At 39.7% G+C, this 21,609-nt stretch carries 23 protein-coding genes; 21 read left to right on the forward strand and 2 right to left on the reverse strand.

What is annotated here, in order from left to right; translation table 11 throughout:
• Positions 1-5: 5 nt before the first annotated feature.
• Both QM874_RS06065 and QM874_RS06070 read left to right on the forward strand, forming a co-directional pair.
• A complete protein-coding gene (locus tag QM874_RS06065) occupies positions 6-251 on the forward strand; it encodes a DUF3165 family protein (RefSeq protein WP_223338640.1) in 246 nt (81 codons plus the stop codon).
• A gap of 59 nt (positions 252-310) precedes the next feature.
• Positions 311-607, forward strand: coding sequence for a ZmpA/ZmpB/ZmpC family metallo-endopeptidase (locus QM874_RS06070; RefSeq protein WP_414316620.1), 297 nt, complete (start codon positions 311-313; stop codon positions 605-607).
• Positions 608-846: 239 nt separating this feature from the next.
• On the opposite strand, the gene QM874_RS06075 is transcribed toward QM874_RS06070, so the two are convergent.
• On the reverse strand, positions 847-1,818 hold the full coding sequence (locus tag QM874_RS06075; RefSeq protein ID WP_414316621.1) for an aromatic acid exporter family protein: 972 nt from the start codon (positions 1,816-1,818) through the stop codon (positions 847-849).
• Positions 1,819-2,031: 213 nt separating this feature from the next.
• The gene (gene sstT, locus QM874_RS06080; RefSeq protein ID WP_414316622.1) at positions 2,032-3,237 is read right to left on the reverse strand and encodes a serine/threonine transporter SstT; all 1,206 of its coding nucleotides are present in this window, start codon (positions 3,235-3,237) and stop codon (positions 2,032-2,034) included.
• Between the two features lie 151 nt (positions 3,238-3,388).
• On the opposite strand from sstT, the gene QM874_RS06085 reads away from it, so the two are divergent.
• From QM874_RS06085 to QM874_RS06175, 19 genes are all read left to right on the forward strand, one after another.
• Positions 3,389-3,955: a mechanosensitive ion channel family protein gene (locus QM874_RS06085; RefSeq protein WP_049495320.1), complete on the forward strand. Its 567-nt coding sequence runs from the start codon at positions 3,389-3,391 to the stop codon at positions 3,953-3,955.
• A 51-nt stretch (positions 3,956-4,006) separates the two neighbouring features.
• Positions 4,007-4,912: a magnesium transporter CorA family protein gene (locus QM874_RS06090; RefSeq protein WP_049495318.1), complete on the forward strand. Its 906-nt coding sequence runs from the start codon at positions 4,007-4,009 to the stop codon at positions 4,910-4,912.
• Positions 4,913-4,928: 16 nt separating this feature from the next.
• Positions 4,929-5,456 carry a YqeG family HAD IIIA-type phosphatase gene (locus QM874_RS06095; RefSeq protein WP_414316623.1) on the forward strand — a complete coding sequence of 176 codons (528 nt, stop codon included), beginning with the start codon at positions 4,929-4,931 and terminating at the stop codon, positions 5,454-5,456.
• A gap of 2 nt (positions 5,457-5,458) precedes the next feature.
• Positions 5,459-6,565 (forward strand): ribosome biogenesis GTPase YqeH, encoded by a 1,107-nt coding sequence (gene yqeH, locus QM874_RS06100; RefSeq protein WP_268726772.1) that lies wholly within the window; start codon positions 5,459-5,461, stop codon positions 6,563-6,565.
• Between the two features lie 214 nt (positions 6,566-6,779).
• Positions 6,780-7,091, forward strand: a complete 312-nt coding sequence (gene yhbY, locus QM874_RS06105; protein ID WP_000060171.1) for a ribosome assembly RNA-binding protein YhbY — start codon at positions 6,780-6,782, stop codon at positions 7,089-7,091.
• Between the two features lie 51 nt (positions 7,092-7,142).
• Positions 7,143-7,772 (forward strand): nicotinate-nucleotide adenylyltransferase, encoded by a 630-nt coding sequence (locus tag QM874_RS06110; protein ID WP_414316624.1) that lies wholly within the window; start codon positions 7,143-7,145, stop codon positions 7,770-7,772.
• Positions 7,772-8,365 (forward strand): bis(5'-nucleosyl)-tetraphosphatase (symmetrical) YqeK, encoded by a 594-nt coding sequence (gene yqeK / locus QM874_RS06115; protein WP_414316625.1) that lies wholly within the window; start codon positions 7,772-7,774, stop codon positions 8,363-8,365. Before QM874_RS06110 ends, yqeK begins: the two co-directional genes overlap by 1 nt.
• Positions 8,366-8,866 carry a cysteine hydrolase family protein gene (locus tag QM874_RS06120; RefSeq protein ID WP_414316626.1) on the forward strand — a complete coding sequence of 167 codons (501 nt, stop codon included), beginning with the start codon at positions 8,366-8,368 and terminating at the stop codon, positions 8,864-8,866. It begins immediately after the preceding gene.
• 12 nt (positions 8,867-8,878) lie between these two features.
• Complete coding sequence (gene rsfS / locus QM874_RS06125; RefSeq protein WP_414316627.1) at positions 8,879-9,232, forward strand: ribosome silencing factor; 354 nt, start codon at positions 8,879-8,881, stop codon at positions 9,230-9,232.
• 110 nt (positions 9,233-9,342) lie between these two features.
• Positions 9,343-10,083 (forward strand): class I SAM-dependent DNA methyltransferase, encoded by a 741-nt coding sequence (locus QM874_RS06130; RefSeq protein WP_414316628.1) that lies wholly within the window; start codon positions 9,343-9,345, stop codon positions 10,081-10,083.
• 9 nt (positions 10,084-10,092) lie between these two features.
• Complete coding sequence (locus tag QM874_RS06135; protein ID WP_414316629.1) at positions 10,093-11,199, forward strand: nucleotidyltransferase; 1,107 nt, start codon at positions 10,093-10,095, stop codon at positions 11,197-11,199.
• A 123-nt stretch (positions 11,200-11,322) separates the two neighbouring features.
• Entirely contained in the window at positions 11,323-11,577 is a 255-nt protein-coding gene (locus tag QM874_RS06140; protein WP_414316630.1) for a type II toxin-antitoxin system Phd/YefM family antitoxin, read from the forward strand.
• 3 nt (positions 11,578-11,580) lie between these two features.
• Positions 11,581-11,835 (forward strand): Txe/YoeB family addiction module toxin, encoded by a 255-nt coding sequence (locus QM874_RS06145; RefSeq protein WP_414316631.1) that lies wholly within the window; start codon positions 11,581-11,583, stop codon positions 11,833-11,835.
• A gap of 194 nt (positions 11,836-12,029) precedes the next feature.
• Positions 12,030-14,138: a type I restriction-modification system subunit M gene (locus QM874_RS06150; RefSeq protein WP_414316632.1), complete on the forward strand. Its 2,109-nt coding sequence runs from the start codon at positions 12,030-12,032 to the stop codon at positions 14,136-14,138.
• Positions 14,131-15,432 carry a restriction endonuclease subunit S gene (locus QM874_RS06155; RefSeq protein ID WP_414316633.1) on the forward strand — a complete coding sequence of 434 codons (1,302 nt, stop codon included), beginning with the start codon at positions 14,131-14,133 and terminating at the stop codon, positions 15,430-15,432. The genes QM874_RS06150 and QM874_RS06155 overlap by 8 nt, the downstream gene beginning before the upstream one ends.
• Entirely contained in the window at positions 15,433-16,284 is an 852-nt protein-coding gene (locus QM874_RS06160) for a hypothetical protein (RefSeq protein WP_414316634.1), read from the forward strand.
• The gene (locus QM874_RS06165) at positions 16,268-16,762 is read left to right on the forward strand and encodes a hypothetical protein (RefSeq protein ID WP_414316635.1); all 495 of its coding nucleotides are present in this window, start codon (positions 16,268-16,270) and stop codon (positions 16,760-16,762) included. Before QM874_RS06160 ends, QM874_RS06165 begins: the two co-directional genes overlap by 17 nt.
• Positions 16,763-16,809: 47 nt before the next feature.
• Positions 16,810-19,788, forward strand: a complete 2,979-nt coding sequence (locus QM874_RS06170) for a type I restriction endonuclease subunit R (protein ID WP_414316636.1) — start codon at positions 16,810-16,812, stop codon at positions 19,786-19,788.
• Between the two features lie 113 nt (positions 19,789-19,901).
• Positions 19,902-21,515: a ribonuclease Y gene (locus QM874_RS06175; RefSeq protein WP_414316637.1), complete on the forward strand. Its 1,614-nt coding sequence runs from the start codon at positions 19,902-19,904 to the stop codon at positions 21,513-21,515.
• The last annotated feature ends 94 nt before the right edge of the window (positions 21,516-21,609 follow it).

Genomic DNA, 21,609 nt, shown 5'->3' on the forward strand with positions numbered 1-21,609 from the left:
AGAAAATGGTCTATTTAATCATAGGGATTTTATTACTCTTACTCTATGTATTTGCGACACCTCAAAGTATCAAGGGAACGGTCAACATTGTTATTCTAGTATTTGCTTTTGTTGCCCTATTGATTCTATTGATGTTGTCAATCTTACAAATCTTCCAACTGCCAACAGAATTCTTTATCACAGTAGCTATGCTTGCTCTCACTTTCTTTAGTTTGCGAGACATATCCTTAATGTCGGTGAAAAAGAGATAGGCAAATGGCTTTGGAGTTTTGCTAGAATTTAGTAATCATATTTATGAAACATACCACAAGTGAAGTCAGAAAATCTGATTTTACTTGTGGTTTTTTTGCTCTGTAACAAAGAAATCATATTTAATTTTCTTGATATTGACTATAAAGGTAAGTCAGAAGTGATTTCCAGTCCTGAACGAATGAAGCAATTGATGGAAGAAGCGGTAAAAGAAGAACTTGCTCAGATCAAAGCAGGAAATATCAGTCAAAAACAATACCGTTTCATTGAAACTCCTGTTCAGACGTTGAAAAAAGCTATATACAAAGCATATCTCAAGGAATCAAATGAGTTTAGAAATTCCATCTATACTTCTTAAGGGAAAGATAAGTCTATCATTAGGAGTTCATAGCAATTTTGCTACTCAGTAAGATTCACTAGTTAGCTAGGTTTAATACTCTTCGAAAATCAAATTCAAACCACGTCAGCTTCGCCTTGCCGTACTCAAGTACAGCCTGCGGCTCGCTTCCTAGTTTGCTCTTTGATTTTCATTGAGTATAAGACAGAAAAACACCTTTTGAATGGCAAGTTTTTGCGGTTCAAAAGGTGTTTTGTTTATTAAGATAAATCGCTATATTCTTTAGCATAACGCTGGTAGAAATCAACTTTCAGTTGGATAAAGTTTTCCAATTCGCGTAGGAGTTGGAGCAAGGTTGCGCGTGTTTCAAATTCTTCTCTTGTTTTTGGGAGCGTGCGATGACGAAAAACTTCAAGATAGGCTTCGATGGCAGATAGCAAATCATCGGCAGGATTGGTCTGGCTGAGTTGATCTGCAATTTTCGCAAAAAGTTGAGCAAGGATCAGGCTTTCACTTGCGGCTAGATTACAGGTATTGATTTGCTGAGCCATATTGCGAAGAATGCGACTCTGTCTCTGTCTCATTTCAAAATAGTGGATATGGTAATCGGTTTGGTGAAAAAGATGATCCGAATGGTCTAGGTAGACGAGTTTGAGCGCTTCTTCAAGGAGCTGATCCAGTTCTTCAACAAGTTGTGCACGGTTTCGGCCATCACCTTTTCCAAGGTAATATTCAAAACGAAGTAGGATATGCTTGAGTTTTTCTTCTACCTTGAGATGATAGAGATGGATTTCTTCTTGACGAGAAGGCATGTAAAGATTGACAGTCAAGGCAAAGCTAGTACCGATGAGAAATAGGAGGAGTTCATTCGCTAGTAGTTCTGGTGATGTAGACTCTTGAACTAAGAGATGACTGACCAAGACACTACTAGGGGTAATGCCAATTTCCCATCCGAATTTGTAGGCAAGAGGGACATAGAGGGCGAGATAGAGACCAAAACTCCAAATATGGTAGCCAGTTAGTTGAAAGGACAAGACGCCGATAGACAGAGCTAGCAGGGTTGAGAATAAGCGGTTTTTAGCTAGTTTTATCGTGCTTCTACGGGTATCTGATAAGCTCAAAAGGGCGATGATACCAGCAGAAACAGCCGAAGATAAATCAAGAAAGTAGGCTAGAACACAGGCCAGACAAGTGGCTAAAACAAGTTTAAAAGTACGTTGGGTGATAGACATGAGACATTTCCTAAACTGAATGATAGAAACCAGACAAAGAGGTTGGAACAAAAGATCCCGACCTCACTTTTTATTAGCAATCAAACTTTGACGCGGTAGCTGATTGAACTTTTTGTTCGTCTTTTAGACTCCAAAAAGCTCCTAATCATCCTCGCGGGGCTGGGACTACGAAATCGAGACTTTGTCTATCGATTTCTGTCCCACCGCCCTTGATTATTTTTTGCGAGCAGAAGCAAATTCGGCAACTGCTGTAAAGAGTACATCTGTTGAAGAGTTGAGGGCCGTTTCGCAAGAGTCTTGGATAACACCGATGACAAATCCTACCCCCACAACCTGCATGGCAATATCATTGGTAATACCAAAGAGGCTACAAGCGACAGGGATGAGAAGGAGTGAGCCACCCGCAATACCAGAAGCCCCACAGGCTGAGATAGCAGCAACGATACTGAGTACAAAGGCAGTTGCAAAATCAACAGAGATTCCAAGTGTATTGACTGCTGCGAGAGTTAAGATGTTGATAGTAATAGCAGCGCCAGCCATATTGATGGTTGATCCAAGTGGGATTGAGACAGAGTAAGTATCAGGATTGAGTCCAAGATCTTTACAGAGTTTCATATTGACTGGGATGTTGGCTGCAGAGCTACGTGTGAAAAAGGCGGTGACACCACTGATACGCAAGCATTTCCAGACTAGCGGATAAGGATTTCTCTTGATAAATAGAAAAGCAATCAGAGGATTGATCACTAGGGCAACGAAAACCATAGTGGCAATCAAAAGTCCGAGTAAGATTCCGTAATTTGCTAAACTCGCAATACCTTGTCCAGAGATGGTTTCGAAGACTAATCCGAGGATACCAAATGGCGCCAGGTTAATAATCCATTCGACAATTTTTGAAGTAACACTGGCCATTGTTTTGAGGAGCTCTTTACTCGTCTTGCTAGCTTCTCTCATGGCAATCCCGAAAACTACAGCCCAAGATAGAATCCCGATATAGTTAGCTTGAATAAGCGCATTGACAGGATTGTCTACGAGTTTTAGGAGGAGATTGCTAAGCACTTGACCGATACCATCTGGAGGAGAAACTTCAGTACTAGCGCTACTTAAGACAATCTCAACAGGAAAGAGAAAGCTAGCCATAACCGCCACAAGAGCCGCAGTAAAAGTTCCAAGTAAGTAGAGGAAAATGACCATTCTCATATTACTATCTTGGCCTTTTTGGTGTTGAGAAAGGGCGTTGGCAACTAGGGCGAAGACCAGGATAGGAGCAATAGCCTTAAGGCCTCCTACAAAGAGATCTCCGAGTAAACCAATTCCTGAAATATTAGGAAGTGTCAGTCCTAGGCTTCCTCCAATAAGCATACCAATCAAAATCCGTTTGATCAGGCTTGCCTTATTCCAAGCATGGATGCATTTTTTCATAACAATCTCCTTTGTTGTGTAATGTTTATGATTATAGTATAAAGATGAACTAAAATCAAGAATTTTCTGTCTATTTTTACTGTTATTTTTGAATATTTATGGAGATTCATCACTTGTAAAAGTATGGTATAATAGATAAAAGGAGTTTTCTATGAAAGAATTTATTCAAACCTACCTCAATAAGCTTGATGTTACAACGATTATTGAAAATATCTTAACTAAGTTAATTTCTCTGTTATTCCTAGTTTTACTTTTTTATATAGCTAAGAAATTGCTCCATACCATGGTGCAGAGAATTGTCAAACCTTCTCTAAAAATGTCTCGTCATGATGTTGGACGTCAGAAAACCATTTCACGTTTATTAGAGAATGTGTTTAATTATACTCTCTATTTCTTTTTACTCTATTGCATTTTGTCGATTTTAGGTTTGCCAGTCTCTAGTTTACTTGCTGGGGCTGGGATTGCTGGGGTAGCTATTGGAATGGGAGCTCAAGGTTTTCTGTCTGATGTCATCAATGGCTTTTTCATCCTTTTCGAACGGCAACTGGATGTGGGAGATGAGGTTGTTCTGACAAATGGTCCTATTACTGTATCGGGCAAGGTTGTCAGCGTCGGTATTCGAACTACTCAACTCAGAGGAGAAGACCAGGTTCTGCACTTCGTTCCCAATCGGAATATCACCGTTGTCAGCAATTTCTCTCGGACAGACCAGGTCTGAAATTCTAGCAGATTTATGATACAATAGAAAGAGTTTTGTAAAGGAGAAAAGATGGTTTTAGAAAAGCAGTTGGGCAATGGTTGTACCTGGATAGACCTTGATGTGGATAAGATTAAAAATATGGAAGATCTTTCTGACATCTATGGATTGGACAAGGAAACCATTGAGTATGCTCTGGATAGAAATGAACGAGCTCATATGGATTATAACCGTGAAACGGAGACGGTAACCTTTATTTATAATGTTCTTGATTTAGAAAAAGACAAAGAATATTATGAAGCGATTCCCATGACCTTTATCGTGGAAAAACAACGAATGATTACCATCAGCAATCACAAGAATGCTTATGTCATTGATCAGATGTCAGCTTATCTGGATAGCCATGAGTCGCTTTCTATTTACAAGTTTCTCTTTGCTGGTTTAGAGATTATCAGTAACGCTTATTATCCTGTCATTGAAGAGATGGATAAAAGTAAGGACGAAATTAGTGCCTTGCTACGTCAAACTACAACAAAGAAAAATCTCTTCGCCCTCTCTGACTTGGAGACTGGTATGGTTTACTTGACAGCAGCAGCAAAACAAAATCGACTCCTCTTGGAACATATCCAGGGCCATGCTCTTTATCGGAGATTTAATGATGTCGAACGAGAGCAGTTTGATGATGCCATGATTGAAGCCCATCAGTTGGTATCTATGACAGACTTGATTTCTCAAGTCTTGCAACAACTCTCAGCTTCTTACAACAACATCCTAAACAATAACTTGAATGATAGTTTGTCAATTTTGACTATTATCTCCGTCTTACTAGCAGTACTTGCGGTTATTACAGGTTTCTTCGGAATGAATGTTCCTCTACCATTTACAGAAGAGCCAAATGCTTGGATTTATATCTTAATGACTAGCTTGATTTTATGGGTGGCCTTATCTCAATGGCTGAAGAAAATTACTAGAAAATAAAAGATAAGGAGCTAAAATGGTGATTGAAAACTACATGCCAGACTTTGCTGTGGAAGCAGTCTATGATCTGACAGTCCCAAGCCTGCAGGCGCATGGAATCAAGGCTGTTTTGGTCGATTTGGACAATACCCTCATTGCTTGGAACAACCCTGACGGGACGCCAGAGATGAAGCAATGGCTACATGATCTTCGGGACGCGGGCATTCGCATCATTGTGGTATCAAATAACACTAAAAAACGCGTCCAACGAGCAGTTGAGAAATTTGACATTGACTATGTTTACTGGGCACTGAAGCCCTTTACTTTAGGGATTAACCGTGCCATGAAACATTTCCACTATGAAAAAGACGAAGTGGTCATGGTTGGCGACCAACTCATGACGGATATTCGGGCAGCCCACCGTGCAGGCATTCGCTCGATTTTGGTCAAACCCTTGGTCCAGCACGACTCTATTAAGACTCAGATTAACCGAGCGCGTGAGCGTCGTGTGGTGAGAAAAATCGCTGAAAAATACGGCCCTATTACTTATAAAAAAGGAATCTAATTATGGAAGAAATTCTCTGTATTGGTTGTGGAGCAATCATTCAGACGGAAGATAAGACTGGGCTTGGTTTCACACCCCAGTCAGCACTTGAAAAAGGTTTGGAGACAGGTGAAGTTTATTGTCAACGCTGTTTCCGCCTGCGCCACTACAATGAAATCACAGATGTTCAGTTGACAGACGATGATTTCCTCAAGCTCTTGCACGAGGTGGGAGACAGTGATGCTTTAGTGGTTAATGTCATTGATATCTTTGATTTTAATGGGTCTGTCATCCCAGGCTTGCCACGTTTCGTCTCGGGCAATGATGTTCTCTTGGTGGGAAATAAAAAAGATATCTTGCCCAAGTCAGTTAAGCCAGGTAAGATTAGCCAGTGGCTGATGGAACGTGCCCACGAAGAAGGTCTTCGTCCTGTGGATGTCGTCCTGACTTCGGCTCAAAACAAGCATGCCATTAAGGAAGTCATTGACAAAATCGAGCAGTATCGTAAGGGCCGTGATGTCTACGTGGTCGGTGTGACCAACGTTGGAAAATCAACCCTTATCAATGCTATTATTCAAGAAATCACGGGTGACCAGAACGTCATCACGACTTCGCGCTTCCCAGGGACAACCTTGGACAAGATTGAGATTCCGCTTGATGATGGTTCTTATATCTACGATACACCAGGGATTATCCACCGCCACCAGATGGCCCACTACTTGACGGCTAAAAACCTCAAGTATGTCAGTCCTAAAAAGGAAATCAAGCCTAAAACCTATCAGCTCAATCCTGAACAAACCCTATTTCTAGGTGGTCTCGGACGCTTTGACTTCATTGCGGGTGAAAAGCAAGGATTCACAGCTTTCTTTGATAATGAACTCAAATTGCACCGTACCAAGCTTGAAGGCGCTGGTGCTTTCTACGACAAGCACCTTGGAACCCTCCTTACACCGCCGAATAGCAAGGAAAAAGAAGATTTTCCTAAACTGGTTGAGCATGTATTTACCATTAAGGACAAGACAGACCTAGTCATCTCAGGCCTAGGGTGGATCCGTGTAACAGGCACAGCCAAAGTCGCCGTCTGGGCCCCAGAAGGCGTCGCCGTCGTCACACGCAAAGCAATTATTTAAACACAGAAAGGAAAGGGTTGTCTGAATTTGGGCGAGCATGGCGAGCCCCATAAAGAATACTTTTCGCCGTGGTGTTAGTTGGTACAAGAGCTTGTACCAACTGCGGAAAATTTGAGACCTTAGGCTCAAATTTTAGTCATGAAAGTCCAAAGGACTTTGCTGACGTCCGTAACCACTTCAGAAAAGTATAAAAAGAAACTCTTTTAAAGAAATTATGTCATTAACATCAAAACAACGTGCCTTCCTCAACAGCCAGGCACACACCCTTAAACCCATCATTCAAATCGGGAAAAATGGACTCAACGACCAAATCAAAACCAGCGTTCGTCAGGCTCTTGATGCCCGCGAATTGATCAAGGTTACTCTCTTGCAAAACACAGATGAAAATATCCACGAAGTAGCTGAAATCTTGGAAGAAGAAATTGGTGTGGATACAGTCCAAAAAATCGGACGCATCTTGATTTTGTATAAACAATCAAGCAAGAAAGAAAATCGCAAGATTTCTAAAAAAGTTAAAGAAATCTAAGAACGATACTCCCAAAAGCTGTTTTTACAGAAGAGTAAAGGAGATTAACCTATGGCAATTGAATTATTAACTCCCTTTACAAAAGTGGAGTTAGAGCCAGAAATCAAGGATAAAAAACGTAAGCAAGTTGGAATCTTAGGGGGGAATTTTAATCCTGTTCACAACGCCCACCTTATCGTGGCAGACCAAGTTCGCCAGCAGTTGGGATTGGATCAAGTTCTGCTCATGCCCGAATATCACCCCCCTCACGTAGACAAAAAGGAAACCATTTCTGAACACCACCGTCTCAAAATGCTTGAGTTAGCGATTGATGGAATCGAGGGTCTAGCTATTGAAACCATCGAGCTAGAACGTAAGGGTATTTCCTACACCTACGACACCATGAAGATTCTGACAGAGAAGAATCCAGATACCGATTATTACTTTATCATCGGTGCCGACATGGTGGACTATCTGCCTAAGTGGTACCGAATTGATGAACTGGTCGACATGGTTCAGTTTGTGGGGGTTCAGCGCCCACGCTACAAGGCAGGGACTTCCTATCCTGTTATTTGGGTGGATGTGCCTCTCATGGATATCTCGTCCAGCATGGTGCGGGACTTCCTTGCCCAAGGACGAAAACCCAACTTTCTCCTACCTCAGCCGGTGCTAGACTACATCGAGAAGGAGGGGCTCTACTGATGGCCTATCAAGACTATATCAACTGTTCCCGTGAGGCTTTGTTGGATAAAATGGCAGAGCTGCTACCTGAAAAACGCTTAACCCATTGTTTGGGTGTGGAGCGTGCAGCCATAGAACTGGCCCAGCGATTCGGTGTGGATACTGAGAAAGCAGGTCTAGCAGGTCTTCTTCATGACTATGCTAAAAAGCTGTCAGATCAGGAATTTTTAGACTTGATTGACCGATATCAGCTAGACCCTGATCTCAAAAACTGGGGCAATAATGTCTGGCATGGCATGGTTGGAATTTACAAGATTCAGGAAGATTTGGATTTGCATGATCTAGAAATCTTACGAGCTATTGAAATTCATACAGTCGGGGCTGGTCAGATGACAGATCTAGACAAAGTCATCTACGTTGCAGACTATATCGAGCATAACCGTGCCTTTCCAGGAGTGGATGTGGCGCGTGAAATTGCTGAGCTATCGCTCAATAAGGCAGTGGCCTACGAAACAGCTCGTACTGTGGAGCATCTAGCTCATCAGGGATTTCCCATCTATCCCCAAACCCTTGAAACCTATAACGCCTATGTGCACTATTTGAAAGAGGACTAAATGAAGACGGCTTTTATAATCATTGATGTTCAGAATATTTTAGTGGAAACCGGTTTTCAGACAAATAGTCTATTGGAAAAAATTTCTTATTTACAAAACCAGGCTAGAAGCAAGAATATCGAAATTATTTATGTTCAACATATTGAGGACTCTGAAGCCCAAACATCAGAAGATTGGCAGTTATCTGAGCTTTTAAGTCGAAAACCTAATGAAAAGGTCTTTCAGAAGAGGTATAACAGTATTTTCAAAGAAACTGGTTTAAAAGAATACTTGGATAAACAGGGGATTGAAAAATTAGTTTTATGTGGTATGCAGACAGAATATTGTGTGGATACCTCTGTCAAGGTTGCCTTTGAATATGGCTATCAGCTTATTATTCCAGAAGGAACTTGCACAACGTTTGATGGGAAAGACATTCCAGCAGAAACGATAAATAAATTTTATGAGGGCATTTGGGAGGGGCGCTTTGCAGATGTCCTAGATTACAAACATATTTTCTAGAAAGAGGATTAAATGAACGAAAAAGAATTACTAGAACTAGTCGTGAAAGCGGCTGATGAGAAACGCGCCGAGGATATCCTCGCACTTGATGTACAAGAATTGACCAGTGTGACAGACTATTTTGTTATCACTAGCTCTATGAACAGTCGTCAGCTGGACGCAATCGCTGATAATATCCGTGAAAAAGTTGCTGAAGCAGGCTTTAAAGGCAGCCATGTCGAAGGTGATGCAGCCGGTGGCTGGGTCTTGCTAGACCTCGGTGCTGTCGTTGTGCATATCTTTTCAGAAGAAATGCGTGCCCACTATAATCTAGAAAAACTTTGGCATGAGGCAGAGTCAGTAGACCTCTCAGAAACTCTGGCTTAGAAGATGAACTCAGTTGCAGTCAACTGGGTTTTATTTGCTTATTTTAGAAAAATTGATTGAAAGGTAAAGAGCGAGTGGTATTTGCCAGGGACGCTCTTTGTAACTTAATTATGCCTACTTATGAAACCTTTGCGGCTGTTTACGATGCAGTCATGGATGATAGTTTATACGATAAATGGACGGATTTTTCCCTCCGTCATTTGCCTAAGACTAAGGAGAGAAAGAAACTCTTGGAGCTGGCTTGTGGTACAGGAATCCAGTCCGTTCGCTTTTCTCAGGCTGGTTTTGATGTAACTGGGCTTGATTTGAGTGCGGATATGTTGAAGATTGCCGAAAAGAGAGCGGCTTCAGCCAAGCAAAAGATTGATTTTATTGAAGGTAATATGCTGGATTTATCCAAGGCTGGTAAATACGACTTTGTCACTTGTTATTCGGACTCTATCTGCTACATGCAGGACGAGGTGGAAGTAGGGGATGTCTTTAAAGAAGTCTATAATGCTCTTAATGAGGACGGAGTCTTTATCTTTGATGTCCATTCGACCTACCAGACTGATGAGGTTTTCCCAGGTTATTCTTATCATGAAAATGCGGAAGATTTTGCCATGCTTTGGGATACCTATGAGGACGATGCTCCTCACTCCATCGTGCATGAACTGACCTTCTTTGTCAAGGAGGCAGATGGTTCCTTTAGCCGTCATGATGAGGTACATGAGGAGCGTACATACGAGGTCTTGACCTATGATATTTTGCTGGAACAAGCTGGCTTCAAATCCTTCAAACTCTATGCGGATTTTGAGGATAAGGAACCGACAGAAACGAGCACCCGTTGGTTTTTTGTGGCACAGAAGTAGGAGATTACCATGACCATTACAGGTATTATTGCGGAGTTCAATCCCTTTCATAATGGCCATAAATACCTGCTGAAACAGGCAGAGGGACTGAAAATCGTTGCCATGTCTGGGAATTTCATGCAACGTGGCGAGCCGGCTATCGTTGACAAGTGGATACGAGCCCAGATGGCGCTGGAACATGGCGCGGATTTAGTTGTAGAATTGCCCTTTTTAGTCAGTGTCCAAGCGGCGGATTTTTTCGGCCAAGGTGCAGTGGCTATCTTGGCTCGTTTGGGGATTGATACCCTGGCATTTGGGACAGAAGAAGTTCTGGATTACCAAAAAATTGCAGACCTATACTCAGAACGTGGTCAAGAGATGGAGAAATTTGTGGAAAATCTGCCTGACTCCCTCTCTTATCCCCAGAAAACCCAAGCTATGTGGAAGGAATTTGCAGGTCTTGATTTTTCTGGTGATACGCCCAATCATGTCCTTGCACTTGCCTATGCTAAAGCGGTAGCAGGGCGAAACATCAAACTTCATCCAATTCAACGTCAGGGTGCTGGTTACCATTCGGTGGATAAGGATGTTGACTTTGCTTCGGCGACAGCTCTTCGTCAGAATCAAAATGATCAAGATTTCTTAGAATGCTTTATGCCTTCCGTTAACCTCTTTGAAAATGCTAGTAAGGTGAGCTGGGAAGATTATTATCCTTTGCTTCGCTATCAAATCTTGTCAAATCCAGATCTAACAGCCATCTATCAGGTCAATCAAGAAATGGCGGTGCGCATCAAGGAGGCTATTAAGACGTCACAGACTTTGGAAGAATTGGTAGAGTTAGTGGCTACCAAACGCTACACCAAGGCGCGTGTGAGACGTCTCTTGACCTATATCTTGGTGCAGGCTAGAGAAAGTGGCCTGCCAGAAGGTATTCACGTCCTTGGTTTTACCGAAAAAGGCAGACAACACCTTAAAGCTCTCAAGGAGCAGGTCAATCTCGTCAGCCGAATCGGTAAAGAGCCTTGGGATGCCATAACACAAAAGGCAGACCAAATTTATCAACTGGGACACCCTAGTATCGCAGAACAAAATTTTGGCAGAGTGCCAATCAGAATCGAATCAAACGAAGTCTACTGAAAGGTAGGCTTTTTTATATTTTTTTCGAATGAATAGTTGGGAAAGAAAAAACTTGTACAAGTTCCTGACAATTTTTTTCTTTTTGTGTATAATAGTGGAAAAGAGGTAAAACGAGGTATGGTTATGGAAGCAGTTCTTTATTCAACATTCCGAAATCATTTAAAAGACTACATGAAGAAGGTAAACGATGAGTTTGAGCCTTTGACAGTAGTCAATAAAAATCCAGATGAAGATATTGTAGTTCTATCAAAGAGCGAGTGGGATAGTATTCAGGAAACCTTGAGAGTTGCTCAGAATAAGGAACTTTCTGACAAGGTCTTGCGAGGAATGTCCCAAGTTCGTGCAGGAAGCACGCAGGTTCATGTGATTGAGGAGTAATGGATGCTACTCAAGTTTACAGAAGATGCCTGGGCGGATTATTGCTACTGGCAAACTCAAGACAAGAAAATGCTAAAAAGAATCAGCAAACTAATCAAGGATATTCAACGTGATCCATTTACAGGAATTGGGAAACCAGAACCACTCAAATATGATTACCAAGGAGCTTGGTCACGTCGCATTGACGCAGAAAATCGCTTGATTTATATGATGGATGGGGATAGCATCGCTTTCTTATCCTTTAAAGATCATTACTAAGTCTACTGAAAGGTAGACTTTTTTTTATATAAATAATCTTTTGTAGAGGTTCGTTTCAAAAATTGATAAAGTTCCTGGGATAAAAAATAGTTTTTTAGTATAATAACCGCATTATTTACCCTTGAATGCGCTTTATAACTCTTATTTTATGGTATAATGAAGAGAATTGTAAATCATAAAAACAGGGGAAGCAAATGTCTAATTTTAAAGAAAAACTACCGATATTCCAGTCGAATGATGTTCAGATTTCAAATGTAGTTAATGCAGTTTGGTCGATTGCGAATACCTTACGTGGAGCTTACCGTGCAGATAAGTATCGAGATGTCATTATTCCGATGTTTGTCTTGACTCGCTTAGAAGCCGCTTTATTGCCAACCAAAGATGAAGTAGTTGCACTTTATAAGTTAAATCCCAATACACCTGAAAAGGTTCTTGAGAACAAGTCTGGCTATAAATACTATAATACCAGTCCTTTTACGCTTGAAAACCTCCAAAATGATCCCAATTCGATTGAAGAAAATTTTATTGCCTATCTAGATGGTTACTCTTGTCGTGTGAAGGATATTATTGAAAATCTAAAGTTTAAAGAACAGGTCCACACACTTGCAAAGTCTGGACGTCTTTTTACGGTCATCAAAAAGTTCTCTCAGATTGACCTATCGCCAAGTTCTGTGGACTCTATGGTGATGGGCTATATGTTTGAGGATATTATCCGTCGCTTTTCTGAAAATGAGGAAGCTGGTTCTCACTATACACCGCGTGAAGTCATTGCTCTAATGGTCAATCTGCTCTTGATCGAAGCCGATGAAGAATTATTTGTCGATAAAAAAGAGTTGAAAATCCTAGATATGGCTGCTGGTACAGGTGGTATGCTAGCGACAGCCAAAAGTTATATCCGTAAGCTCGATACAGGAGTGACTGTCCGTCTTTTTGGTCAGGAAGTTTTACCTGAGACTTTCGGGATTGGTCGAGCGGATATGCTGATTCGTCAGGAAGATTCGGATTATTTTGTGAAGGCGGACACCCTAAAAGAACTCGATCCATTCCCAGATACAAAGATGAGTTTTGTTATTGCCAATCCTCCTTTTGGTCAATCTTGGGGCGGGAAAGATGCAGATGATGGCGTAGAAGACGCAGTTAAAAGAGACTATAAACTTTTTGAGAGTACAGAAGGTCAAAAAGGACGTTTTGTTGCGACCCCGGGAACTGGCGATGCCCAGCTACTTTTCCATCTTCATGGTTTGGCTAAACTAGAGGAAAACGGACGAGCCGCTATCATTTCAAACGGTTCACCTCTCTTTTCTGGAGGTACTTCATCTGGGGAAAGTCAGATCCGTCGTTACATCCTTGAGAATGACTTGTTGGAAGCTATTATTGCTCTTCCAGGACAGTTTTTCTACAATACAGGGATTGGGATTTATATCTGGATTTACAATAAAAACAAATCTCCTGAGCGTCAAAACAAAGTCCAATTTATCGATGCGACGGAAGAGTTTGTTCCTTTGCGTAAATCTCTGGGACAAAAACGTCGTGAGTTGTCTCAAGACAATATCCGCCAGATCCTCAAATGGTATGATGATTTCAAAGAAAATGACCATGTGAAGATCTTTGATAAGGAAGAGTTTCTTTACCGAGAATATACAGTCATGCAACCTCTGCAACGTCGTGGCTGGATTACTGAAGAAACCATTGAGAAGGCCAAAAGTGTTCCTTTCCTAGCTAAACTATTTGACGAATACCAGTATCAAGAATTGCTAGAGATGGAACCACGCTCAGCCAAAGATGAGAAAAAATTACAAGACTTCGAAGCTGGGAAGGCCAAGCAAGAAGCTATCTTGGATGCTCTTGGTAGGGGAATCACGGAAGAAAGTTATCCTAATTTTGAAATCTTTGTCCAAGTCATTAAGGACTTATTAGGGGATATCAAGGTAACGCCTGCGAATATCAATGCTTTAGCCCTAGCTATGAGTGAAATGGACAAGACAGCAGAAGTCATCCGCACTAAGAAGAAAGACAAGCCAAATGAGATTGCTGGAGGGATTGTCTATGATAAGACCACCAAGGACAGTGAAATCGTTAAGCTGACAGAGGATGTTGAAGACTACTTTGCGCGTGAGGTCTACCCACATGTACCTGATGCCCACTACTGGTTTGATGAGAAAAAGGGCTATGGAGCCGAGATTCCTTTTACCCGCTATTTCTATCAATACCAAGCACCAGAGAGTGCAGAGAAGCTCTTGGCAGAGTTCTATGACTTAGAAGCAGAACTACAGACTCTCTTGGAGGAACTCAAACATGACTAGGATGAAAGAGAGTGGTATCGACTGGATCGGACAGATACCAGAAGAGTGGGAAGTAATTAAAGTTAAATTTTTTACTTATATGAAGGGGAGAATTGGCTGGCAAGGATTAAAAGCTGATGAATTTATTGATGAAGGACCATATTTAGTTACAGGAACTGATTTTAAAAATGGTCGAGTGAACTGGGATACAGCATATCATATATCACAAAAGAGATATGAACAAGCTCCAGAAATTCAGTTAAAGCAGGGAGACTTACTAGTTACAAAAGATGGAACAGTTGGGAAACTAGCACTTATTGATGAATTGCCAGATAGTGCGTCGTTAAATAGTCATTTACTTGTACTTAGACCTTTGTTTAATAGATATGATAATCATTTTCTCTATTACGTTTTAAGCTCTCTAGAATTTAAAAATTATTTTCAAAAAGTTTCGATAGGTAGTACTATGGATTCATTGTCTCAAGAAAAAATGGGAGAATTTATTTTTGCACTACCCAACATAAATGAGCAAAATTCTATATCTAGCTACTTAGATAAGAAAACCGCCCAGTTAGATAAGGTAAAAGCCCTACTGGAGGAGCAAATTCAAAAACTTAAAGACTACCGAGCTAGCTTGATTTATGAGACCGTCACAAAAGGACTGGATAAAACAGTCCCAATGAAAGATTCAGGAATCGACTGGATTGGACAAGTGCCTCAAGGGTGGGGAGTGAAAAGATTGAAAGATTATGTAGATTTTCAAACGGGTACTACTCCACCTCAATCTATAGGTGTAAACCAAGAAAGGAAAGGTGTTCGTTGGTTTAAACCAGGAGATTTTTCAGATGAATCTATCGATTTAACTAGTGCTGAGAACTATATCACAAGCGAAATTGTTAAAAAAGAAAAATTATCAGTATTTCCTGAAAAAACAATTTTGGTTGTTGGTATTGCAAGTATTGGTAAAGTTGGTTATTCGGAGAATAGTTCGTATTCAAATCAACAAATAACGGCGTTGAAAGTCATAGGACAAATATTTCCAAAGTATCTAGCTTATTTAATGTTTTCAAGTGGTCAATATATAAGAGAGACAGCACTTTACACGATTGTACCAATTATAAATAACCAGTATCTATCTTCGCTGAAAATTGTACTACCAAATCTTGAAGAACAGGAATCAATTGTAGAATATTTAGATAGACAAATAATGCAAATAAATAAAATGATTACTATCAAGAATCAGCAAATTGAAAATATTAATAAACAACGACAAACTCTTATTTATGATTATGTGACAGGGAAAAGGAGGGTGTAAATGGTTGTAGAACGTGAATTCAAGTGCCTTTTTTATAAAGCTATTTCTGAAACAAATGCTGTTTCAAAGATTAATGCATTTTTTGCTGGAATTGTTCCTAATGTGCCACTTGCTACAGAATCTATTGGTAATCTATCGTATTATTTACGTAATGAAATTCGTAAAACAGATGAATATTTAGTTTTTACTATTGCAAAAGTTGATTTGAATCAAGATATTCAGATTGATGATATCCGGACTCAAAATAGAGATATAGTAGAAAAAGAAGATACTGAAGGAATAGCTAATGATGCCCAATTTTTATATGATTTCAAAAATAGTATCTTACTTCAGAAACGCGGTAAATCACAAACTACAATAGAAGAATTAAGAAAATTCTTAGCTATAAAGGTGGGTGTCGATTATAAAGAATTTGAATTTGTTATCATCAAGGATGAGAATACTATTAAAAATCTAAATAACATGAGACATATTCATGATGTTGTTTTCTCAATCGCAATTCCAGACAATTTATCATTATTCTCAGAACAAGTGAAAGATATTAATAGTGGTGTTGAATTTGCTAAGGAATTGTCGGCAAAAAGCATGGAAATGAGGATTAAGGGCACCAATTTAAATAAAAATAGACTGAGACGTGCAATAGATGAATTTAATTCTTATAAAGATAATCAAAATGTGACAATAAGAACTATGTCTGTCTATGGTGATTCTGAGATAATAGACTTAGTAAATCATAAGTTAAACTATTACGAAAAATATTACATAGAAGATATTGATAATGATATTATTTATGACAAACTGGAAAAAGCATACAAAGAGAAGGAAGGATATTTAAATGCTTTCAAAGATTAGGAAATACAAGGAATATTTATTTTTAATAATCTCTTTAATAGTATCAATCTATGTTTTTAATTCCCAACTTCAATTATGTGTTATTCATAATTATGTTGAATTCGTATCATCTATCCAAAATGTTTTTATTTTTATATCAGGTGTATTAGTAGCTTCATTTGGAATTACTTCATTTTTTGCAACAAATCGTTTTATAAAAAAATTAAAAAGTCTTAATTTAGATCTATTGATAATAAAAGAGCTATTTGATTTATCATTATTATCGTTTATTTTAACAATCATTCCTTCCTTTTTTCTTACTCAAGAGCCGAGTAGTACTAGTGATTTTTTACGCGTTACTATCTCTGTATATATTGGATTATTAACGTATTTTGTATTATCACTATTTAATTTAATAAAGGTATTTAGAGAAATATTGAAAATTACTATAGATTCTGAGAAAGAAAGAAGAAAAAAGACGGGAAATGCTGACATATAAGCATAGGGAAGATAAAAATTATAGTAAATATTAGAAAGTGAGAAACTATGGCAAATTTGGGCTTAAAAGAGCGCTATGATTTCCAGCAGTGGATTATCAAAGACTTAAAAGAAAAAAATGGTTATATCCAGCGGGATGCGGCCCAGTACGACCCTCGATTAGCCATGGATGTGGAACTCCTCTGGAATTTTCTGATGGAGACCCAGGAGGAGACTATGGAATATCTCCTCAAAAAACTGAGTAAGGAAACAATCACCAATCTCATCAATACAGAAATCGTCAAGGGTGGATTTTTGTTCGCCTTAAAAGAGGGTGTCTTTATTGAAAACAAGCAACTGCGCCTCCTCTATCGCAAACCTGCAACTAGTTTTAATGAAAAAGCCGTTCAGCAATACCAAGCCAATCGTTTGTCTGTGATTGAAGAAGTGGTTTATGAAGAAGATGATCGCATCGACCTTGTAATCTTTATCAATGGATTGGCCCTTTTTGCCATTGAGCTTAAGTTCAATCCAAATGGCCAATCGGTTCAGGATGCTATCAAGCAACTGAAAGGTCGCAATCCCAAGAATCGCCTCTTTCGTTTTGAACAGGGAGTCTTGGCTTCCTTTGCTGTAGATACCTTGGAAGTCTACATGACTACCCAGTTGAAAGGCCAAGAAACCTACTTCCTACCCTTTAATATGGGGAAAGGAGAAGGAGCTGATATGGGAAGTGGGAATCCACACAACCCTAATGGCGTAGATACAGAATACTTGTGGCTTGATGTATTGACCAAGGATAGTATCCTTCAGCTGATAGAGAGTTTCATCTTTTATGAAGTCGATAAGAGCAATTCTAAAAAGAAAACACTGATTTTTCCTAGGTGCCATCAGAGAAGAGCTGTCAGCCGTCTCCTAGAAGACATGAAAATCAACCACACTGACAGTAATTATCTAATTCAGCATTCAGCTGGTTCTGGTAAAACAAATACCATAGCCTGGTTAGCTCATAGTCTGGTTTCACTTCATGATGAACAAAATCAAAACATCGTGGATACAGTTTTAATCGTTACGGACCGCATCGTAGTCGACCGTCAATTACAAGAAGCTGTTAAGGAAATTTCCCATAAATATGGTGTAGTTAAGGTGATGGGAGATAAAGAAACTTCGAGCGACTTGGCAGATGCAATTGCAGGAAATACAAAAATTATTGCAACGACAATCCATAAATTCGCACAGATCAATCAGTCGGATTGGATGTCTGTAGGTAATACTGCTAACAAGAAGTTTGCTATTTTGATTGACGAAGCTCATAGTTCGACGACAGGCTCTTATATGAGTTCAGTTAGTCAGGTCTTGACTGAAACGGATACAGAAAATGGAACCATCGATGAGGTTCAGGAAGTGACGGTTGCGGATGCTATTGAGCAGGATATAGCACGTACAGGTAAGCAAGATAATGTTTCAATCATTGCCTTTACAGCGACTCCTAAGGCAACTACTCTACAGTTGTTTGGTACGACACAGTCAGATGGCTCTAAAGCTCCTTTTGATGTCTATAGTATGAAGCAAGCTATAGAGGAAGGTTTTATCCTAGATGTCTTAGATAACTACACAACTTATAAAACATACTACAGACTCAATAAAGCAGTAGAGGAAGATCCAGAGCTGAAAACTACAATTGCTAAGCGTAAGATTGCCAAGTTCTTGGAATTATATGATGAAAATATCGATCAAAAGGTTGAAATTATCATGGACCACTTTATTAGTCATGATATTATGGCAGAGTTAGGTGGTCAAGGGAAAGCCATGCTTGTGACTTCTGGTCGTGAAGCGGCAGTTAAATACCAGTTAGCCTTTGAAAAATACTTTAAAGATCACAGTATCACAAGCATTGGTACCCTGATTGCTTTCTCAGGTAAGGTTGACTATCAAGGAAGAGAATACTCTGAATCTCAGATGAATCAGTTTAAGGAAGAGCATTTGAAGGATCGCTTTAATACTGATGATTATCAAGTGCTGATTGTGGCAAATAAGTATCAGACTGGTTTTGACCAACCTAAGTTGGTTGCTATGTATGTAGATAAAAAATTGCGTGGTGTTGCGGCGGTGCAGACATTGTCTCGTCTGAATCGTATCTATAGAGGTTACAACAAGAAAACTTTTATCCTTGATTTTAAAAATACCTACGATGATATTCGTTCAGCTTTTTCTCCCTATTATCGTGAGACAATTTTAGCTGATACCATTGCTCCTAGTGATGTCTTAAAACTGGATCGGAAAATTGACGAATATGGTATTTTGGATAGCGAAGTGGTTCATGAGTTTAATCAATTTTTATATCAAGAAAAACGTTCAAGTAGAGAAAAACAAAAAATGGTTGCTTTGTTAAATCAAGGTTACGATAGAGTGAAGCGATTTGATGAGAAAAAACAACTATCTATTCGAAAAGTTATTCGTGGTTTTCTTCGGATGTATACATTCTTGATTCAAGCAACAGCTTATCAAAATGAAGTTCTCCACGAGCGATATAATTATCTTCAAAGTCTCGTAAAAATGATTGACGTTCGTTTAGGAGGGGATGACTTTACAATCGCTGATAAGATTGTCGTGGACTATATGAAACACAAGCATACTGGTTCATTCAGATCAGTTTCTGAATTAGAACATCACCCAGAATTATCTCTTCCAAAGCCAAGTACGAGTGATGTTACTGGAGAACAAGAAAAACGATTGTCTGAAATCTTGGATGAAATCAATGAACAGCTTAACTTAGATATTGACCAGCAGGTTGGCTTGAGTGGAGCAGTTTCCATTCGTGAACTGATGAAGAAGAATCCAAGGCTTAAACAATCTGCGCGTGTTAACTCCAGAGAAGATTTTGTTTTTGCTTTTGAAGAAGAGATTGATAACGCCCTGATAGAAGGGTATTCTCAGAGCCAGGATCTGTTTGGTGCCCTATTAAATAACGATTCTTTCAAGAAGAGATTGGCAAATATATTTATTGATGATGTGTTCAAGAGTTTGAAAGGTTCTGAGGAATTGTAGTTCTAAAATTCAAGATAACAACTTCAAATTAAGGTTTGTTAAAAATCAATTTTTATGGTAAAATGTATAGGAATGTAATTCATTCGGATTAACAAATTTAATGAGGTAAAAACATGGAAATCATGACAATTGCGATTGTTGTTTTTGCCGTCATCATTGGTTTAGTCATTGGATATGTCAGCATCTCAGTCAAGATGAAATCATCACAAGAGGCTGCAGAGTTGATGCTTTTAAATGCTGAACAAGAAGCAACTAATTTACGAGGACAAGCAGAGCGCGAAGCGGATTTATTACTCAATGAAGCTAAGAGCGAAAGCAAGTCTCTTAAAAAAGAAGCACTATTGGAGGCTAAAGAGGAAGCCAGAAAATACCGTGAAGAAGTGGACGCTGAATTTAAGTCAGAACGTCAAGAACTCAAGCAAATCGAAAGTCGTTTGACCGAACGTGCTAGCAGTCTTGATCGTAAAGATGATAATTTAACGAACAAAGAAAAAACACTTGAACAAAAAGAACAAAGTATTTCTGATAGAGCAAAAAACCTTGATGTACGTGAAGAACAACTAGAAGAAATTGAGAATCAAAAGCAAGCTGAACTAGAACGTATCGGAACTCTGACTCAGTCGGAAGCAAAAGACATTATCTTGGCTCAGACAGAGGAAAACTTGACTAAGGAAATTGCTAGTCGTATTCGTGAGGCTGAGCAAGAAGTTAAGGAACGTTCAGATAAGCTGGCTAAGGATATCTTGGCTCAGGCCATGCAGAGAATTGCTGGTGAGTATGTGGCTGAGTCTACCAACTCTACGGTTCATCTGCCTGATGATACCATGAAAGGTCGCATCATTGGTCGTGAAGGGCGTAACATCCGTACTTTTGAAAGTTTGACAGGGGTTGATGTCATCATTGATGATACGCCAGAAGTGGTAACCTTGTCAGGTTTTGATCCTATCCGTCGCGAGATTGCCCGTATGACTATGGAAACCTTGCTTAAGGATGGACGAATTCACCCAGCTCGTATCGAAGAGTTGGTTGAGAAAAACCGTCAAGAGATTGATAACAAGATTCGTGAATATGGTGAAGCTGCAGCCTATGAAATTGGTGCGCCGAACCTTCACCCTGACTTGATGAAGATCATGGGTCGCCTGCAGTTCCGTACTTCATACGGACAAAATGTCTTGCGTCATTCGATTGAAGTTGCTAAGTTGGCTGGTATCATGGCCAGCGAACTTGGTGAAAATGCCGCACTTGCCCGTCGTGCAGGATTCCTCCACGATATTGGTAAAGCCATTGACCGTGAGGTAGAAGGCAGCCACGTTGAGATTGGTACAGAATTGGCTCGCAAGTACAAGGAGCATCCAGTTGTGATTAACACGATTGCCAGTCACCACGGAGATGTGGAACCTGAAAGTGTGATTGCAGTTATCGTTGCTGCAGCGGATGCCTTAAGCGCAGCCCGTCCAGGAGCTCGTAGTGAGTCACTCGAAAGCTACATCAAACGTCTCCATGATCTTGAAGAAATTGCTAATAGCTTTGAAGGTGTTCAAAACAGCTTTGCCCTTCAAGCTGGTCGCGAAATCCGCATTATGGTAAATCCAGGTCAAATCAAGGACGACAAGGTCACAATCTTGGCTCACAAAGTTCGTGAGAAAATCGAAAACAATCTCGATTACCCAGGAAATATCAAGGTAACCGTGATTCGTGAACTTCGTGCAGTTGATTATGCAAAATAAATAAGAAAGAGCAGTTGAAAAATTACTGCTTTTTTGTTACACTAGATAGAAAGATTGTAGCGAGCAGAAATGGCTTTAGATATATAGTCTTACA

It is taken from the genome of Streptococcus infantis, assembly GCF_047463615.1.
In the GTDB taxonomy this organism is placed as follows: Bacteria; Bacillota; Bacilli; order Lactobacillales; family Streptococcaceae; genus Streptococcus; species Streptococcus infantis_X.

What these genes read in the sequence shown, in the direction of transcription:
- QM874_RS06065 (WP_223338640.1), top strand. Translation starts at nt 6, where the DNA reads ATGGTCTATTTAATCATAGGGATTTTATTACTCTTACTCTATGTATTT.
- QM874_RS06075 (WP_414316621.1), bottom strand. Translation starts at nt 1,818, where the DNA reads ATGTCTATCACCCAACGTACTTTTAAACTTGTTTTAGCCACTTGTCTG.
- sstT (WP_414316622.1), bottom strand. Translation starts at nt 3,237, where the DNA reads ATGAAAAAATGCATCCATGCTTGGAATAAGGCAAGCCTGATCAAACGG.
- QM874_RS06085 (WP_049495320.1), top strand. Translation starts at nt 3,389, where the DNA reads ATGAAAGAATTTATTCAAACCTACCTCAATAAGCTTGATGTTACAACG.
- QM874_RS06090 (WP_049495318.1), top strand. Translation starts at nt 4,007, where the DNA reads ATGGTTTTAGAAAAGCAGTTGGGCAATGGTTGTACCTGGATAGACCTT.
- QM874_RS06095 (WP_414316623.1), top strand. Translation starts at nt 4,929, where the DNA reads ATGGTGATTGAAAACTACATGCCAGACTTTGCTGTGGAAGCAGTCTAT.
- yqeH (WP_268726772.1), top strand. Translation starts at nt 5,459, where the DNA reads ATGGAAGAAATTCTCTGTATTGGTTGTGGAGCAATCATTCAGACGGAA.
- yhbY (WP_000060171.1), top strand. Translation starts at nt 6,780, where the DNA reads ATGTCATTAACATCAAAACAACGTGCCTTCCTCAACAGCCAGGCACAC.
- QM874_RS06110 (WP_414316624.1), top strand. Translation starts at nt 7,143, where the DNA reads ATGGCAATTGAATTATTAACTCCCTTTACAAAAGTGGAGTTAGAGCCA.
- yqeK (WP_414316625.1), top strand. Translation starts at nt 7,772, where the DNA reads ATGGCCTATCAAGACTATATCAACTGTTCCCGTGAGGCTTTGTTGGAT.
- QM874_RS06120 (WP_414316626.1), top strand. Translation starts at nt 8,366, where the DNA reads ATGAAGACGGCTTTTATAATCATTGATGTTCAGAATATTTTAGTGGAA.
- rsfS (WP_414316627.1), top strand. Translation starts at nt 8,879, where the DNA reads ATGAACGAAAAAGAATTACTAGAACTAGTCGTGAAAGCGGCTGATGAG.
- QM874_RS06130 (WP_414316628.1), top strand. Translation starts at nt 9,343, where the DNA reads ATGCCTACTTATGAAACCTTTGCGGCTGTTTACGATGCAGTCATGGAT.
- QM874_RS06135 (WP_414316629.1), top strand. Translation starts at nt 10,093, where the DNA reads ATGACCATTACAGGTATTATTGCGGAGTTCAATCCCTTTCATAATGGC.
- QM874_RS06140 (WP_414316630.1), top strand. Translation starts at nt 11,323, where the DNA reads ATGGAAGCAGTTCTTTATTCAACATTCCGAAATCATTTAAAAGACTAC.
- QM874_RS06145 (WP_414316631.1), top strand. Translation starts at nt 11,581, where the DNA reads ATGCTACTCAAGTTTACAGAAGATGCCTGGGCGGATTATTGCTACTGG.
- QM874_RS06150 (WP_414316632.1), top strand. Translation starts at nt 12,030, where the DNA reads ATGTCTAATTTTAAAGAAAAACTACCGATATTCCAGTCGAATGATGTT.
- QM874_RS06155 (WP_414316633.1), top strand. Translation starts at nt 14,131, where the DNA reads ATGACTAGGATGAAAGAGAGTGGTATCGACTGGATCGGACAGATACCA.
- QM874_RS06160 (WP_414316634.1), top strand. Translation starts at nt 15,433, where the DNA reads ATGGTTGTAGAACGTGAATTCAAGTGCCTTTTTTATAAAGCTATTTCT.
- QM874_RS06165 (WP_414316635.1), top strand. Translation starts at nt 16,268, where the DNA reads ATGCTTTCAAAGATTAGGAAATACAAGGAATATTTATTTTTAATAATC.
- QM874_RS06170 (WP_414316636.1), top strand. Translation starts at nt 16,810, where the DNA reads ATGGCAAATTTGGGCTTAAAAGAGCGCTATGATTTCCAGCAGTGGATT.
- QM874_RS06175 (WP_414316637.1), top strand. Translation starts at nt 19,902, where the DNA reads ATGGAAATCATGACAATTGCGATTGTTGTTTTTGCCGTCATCATTGGT.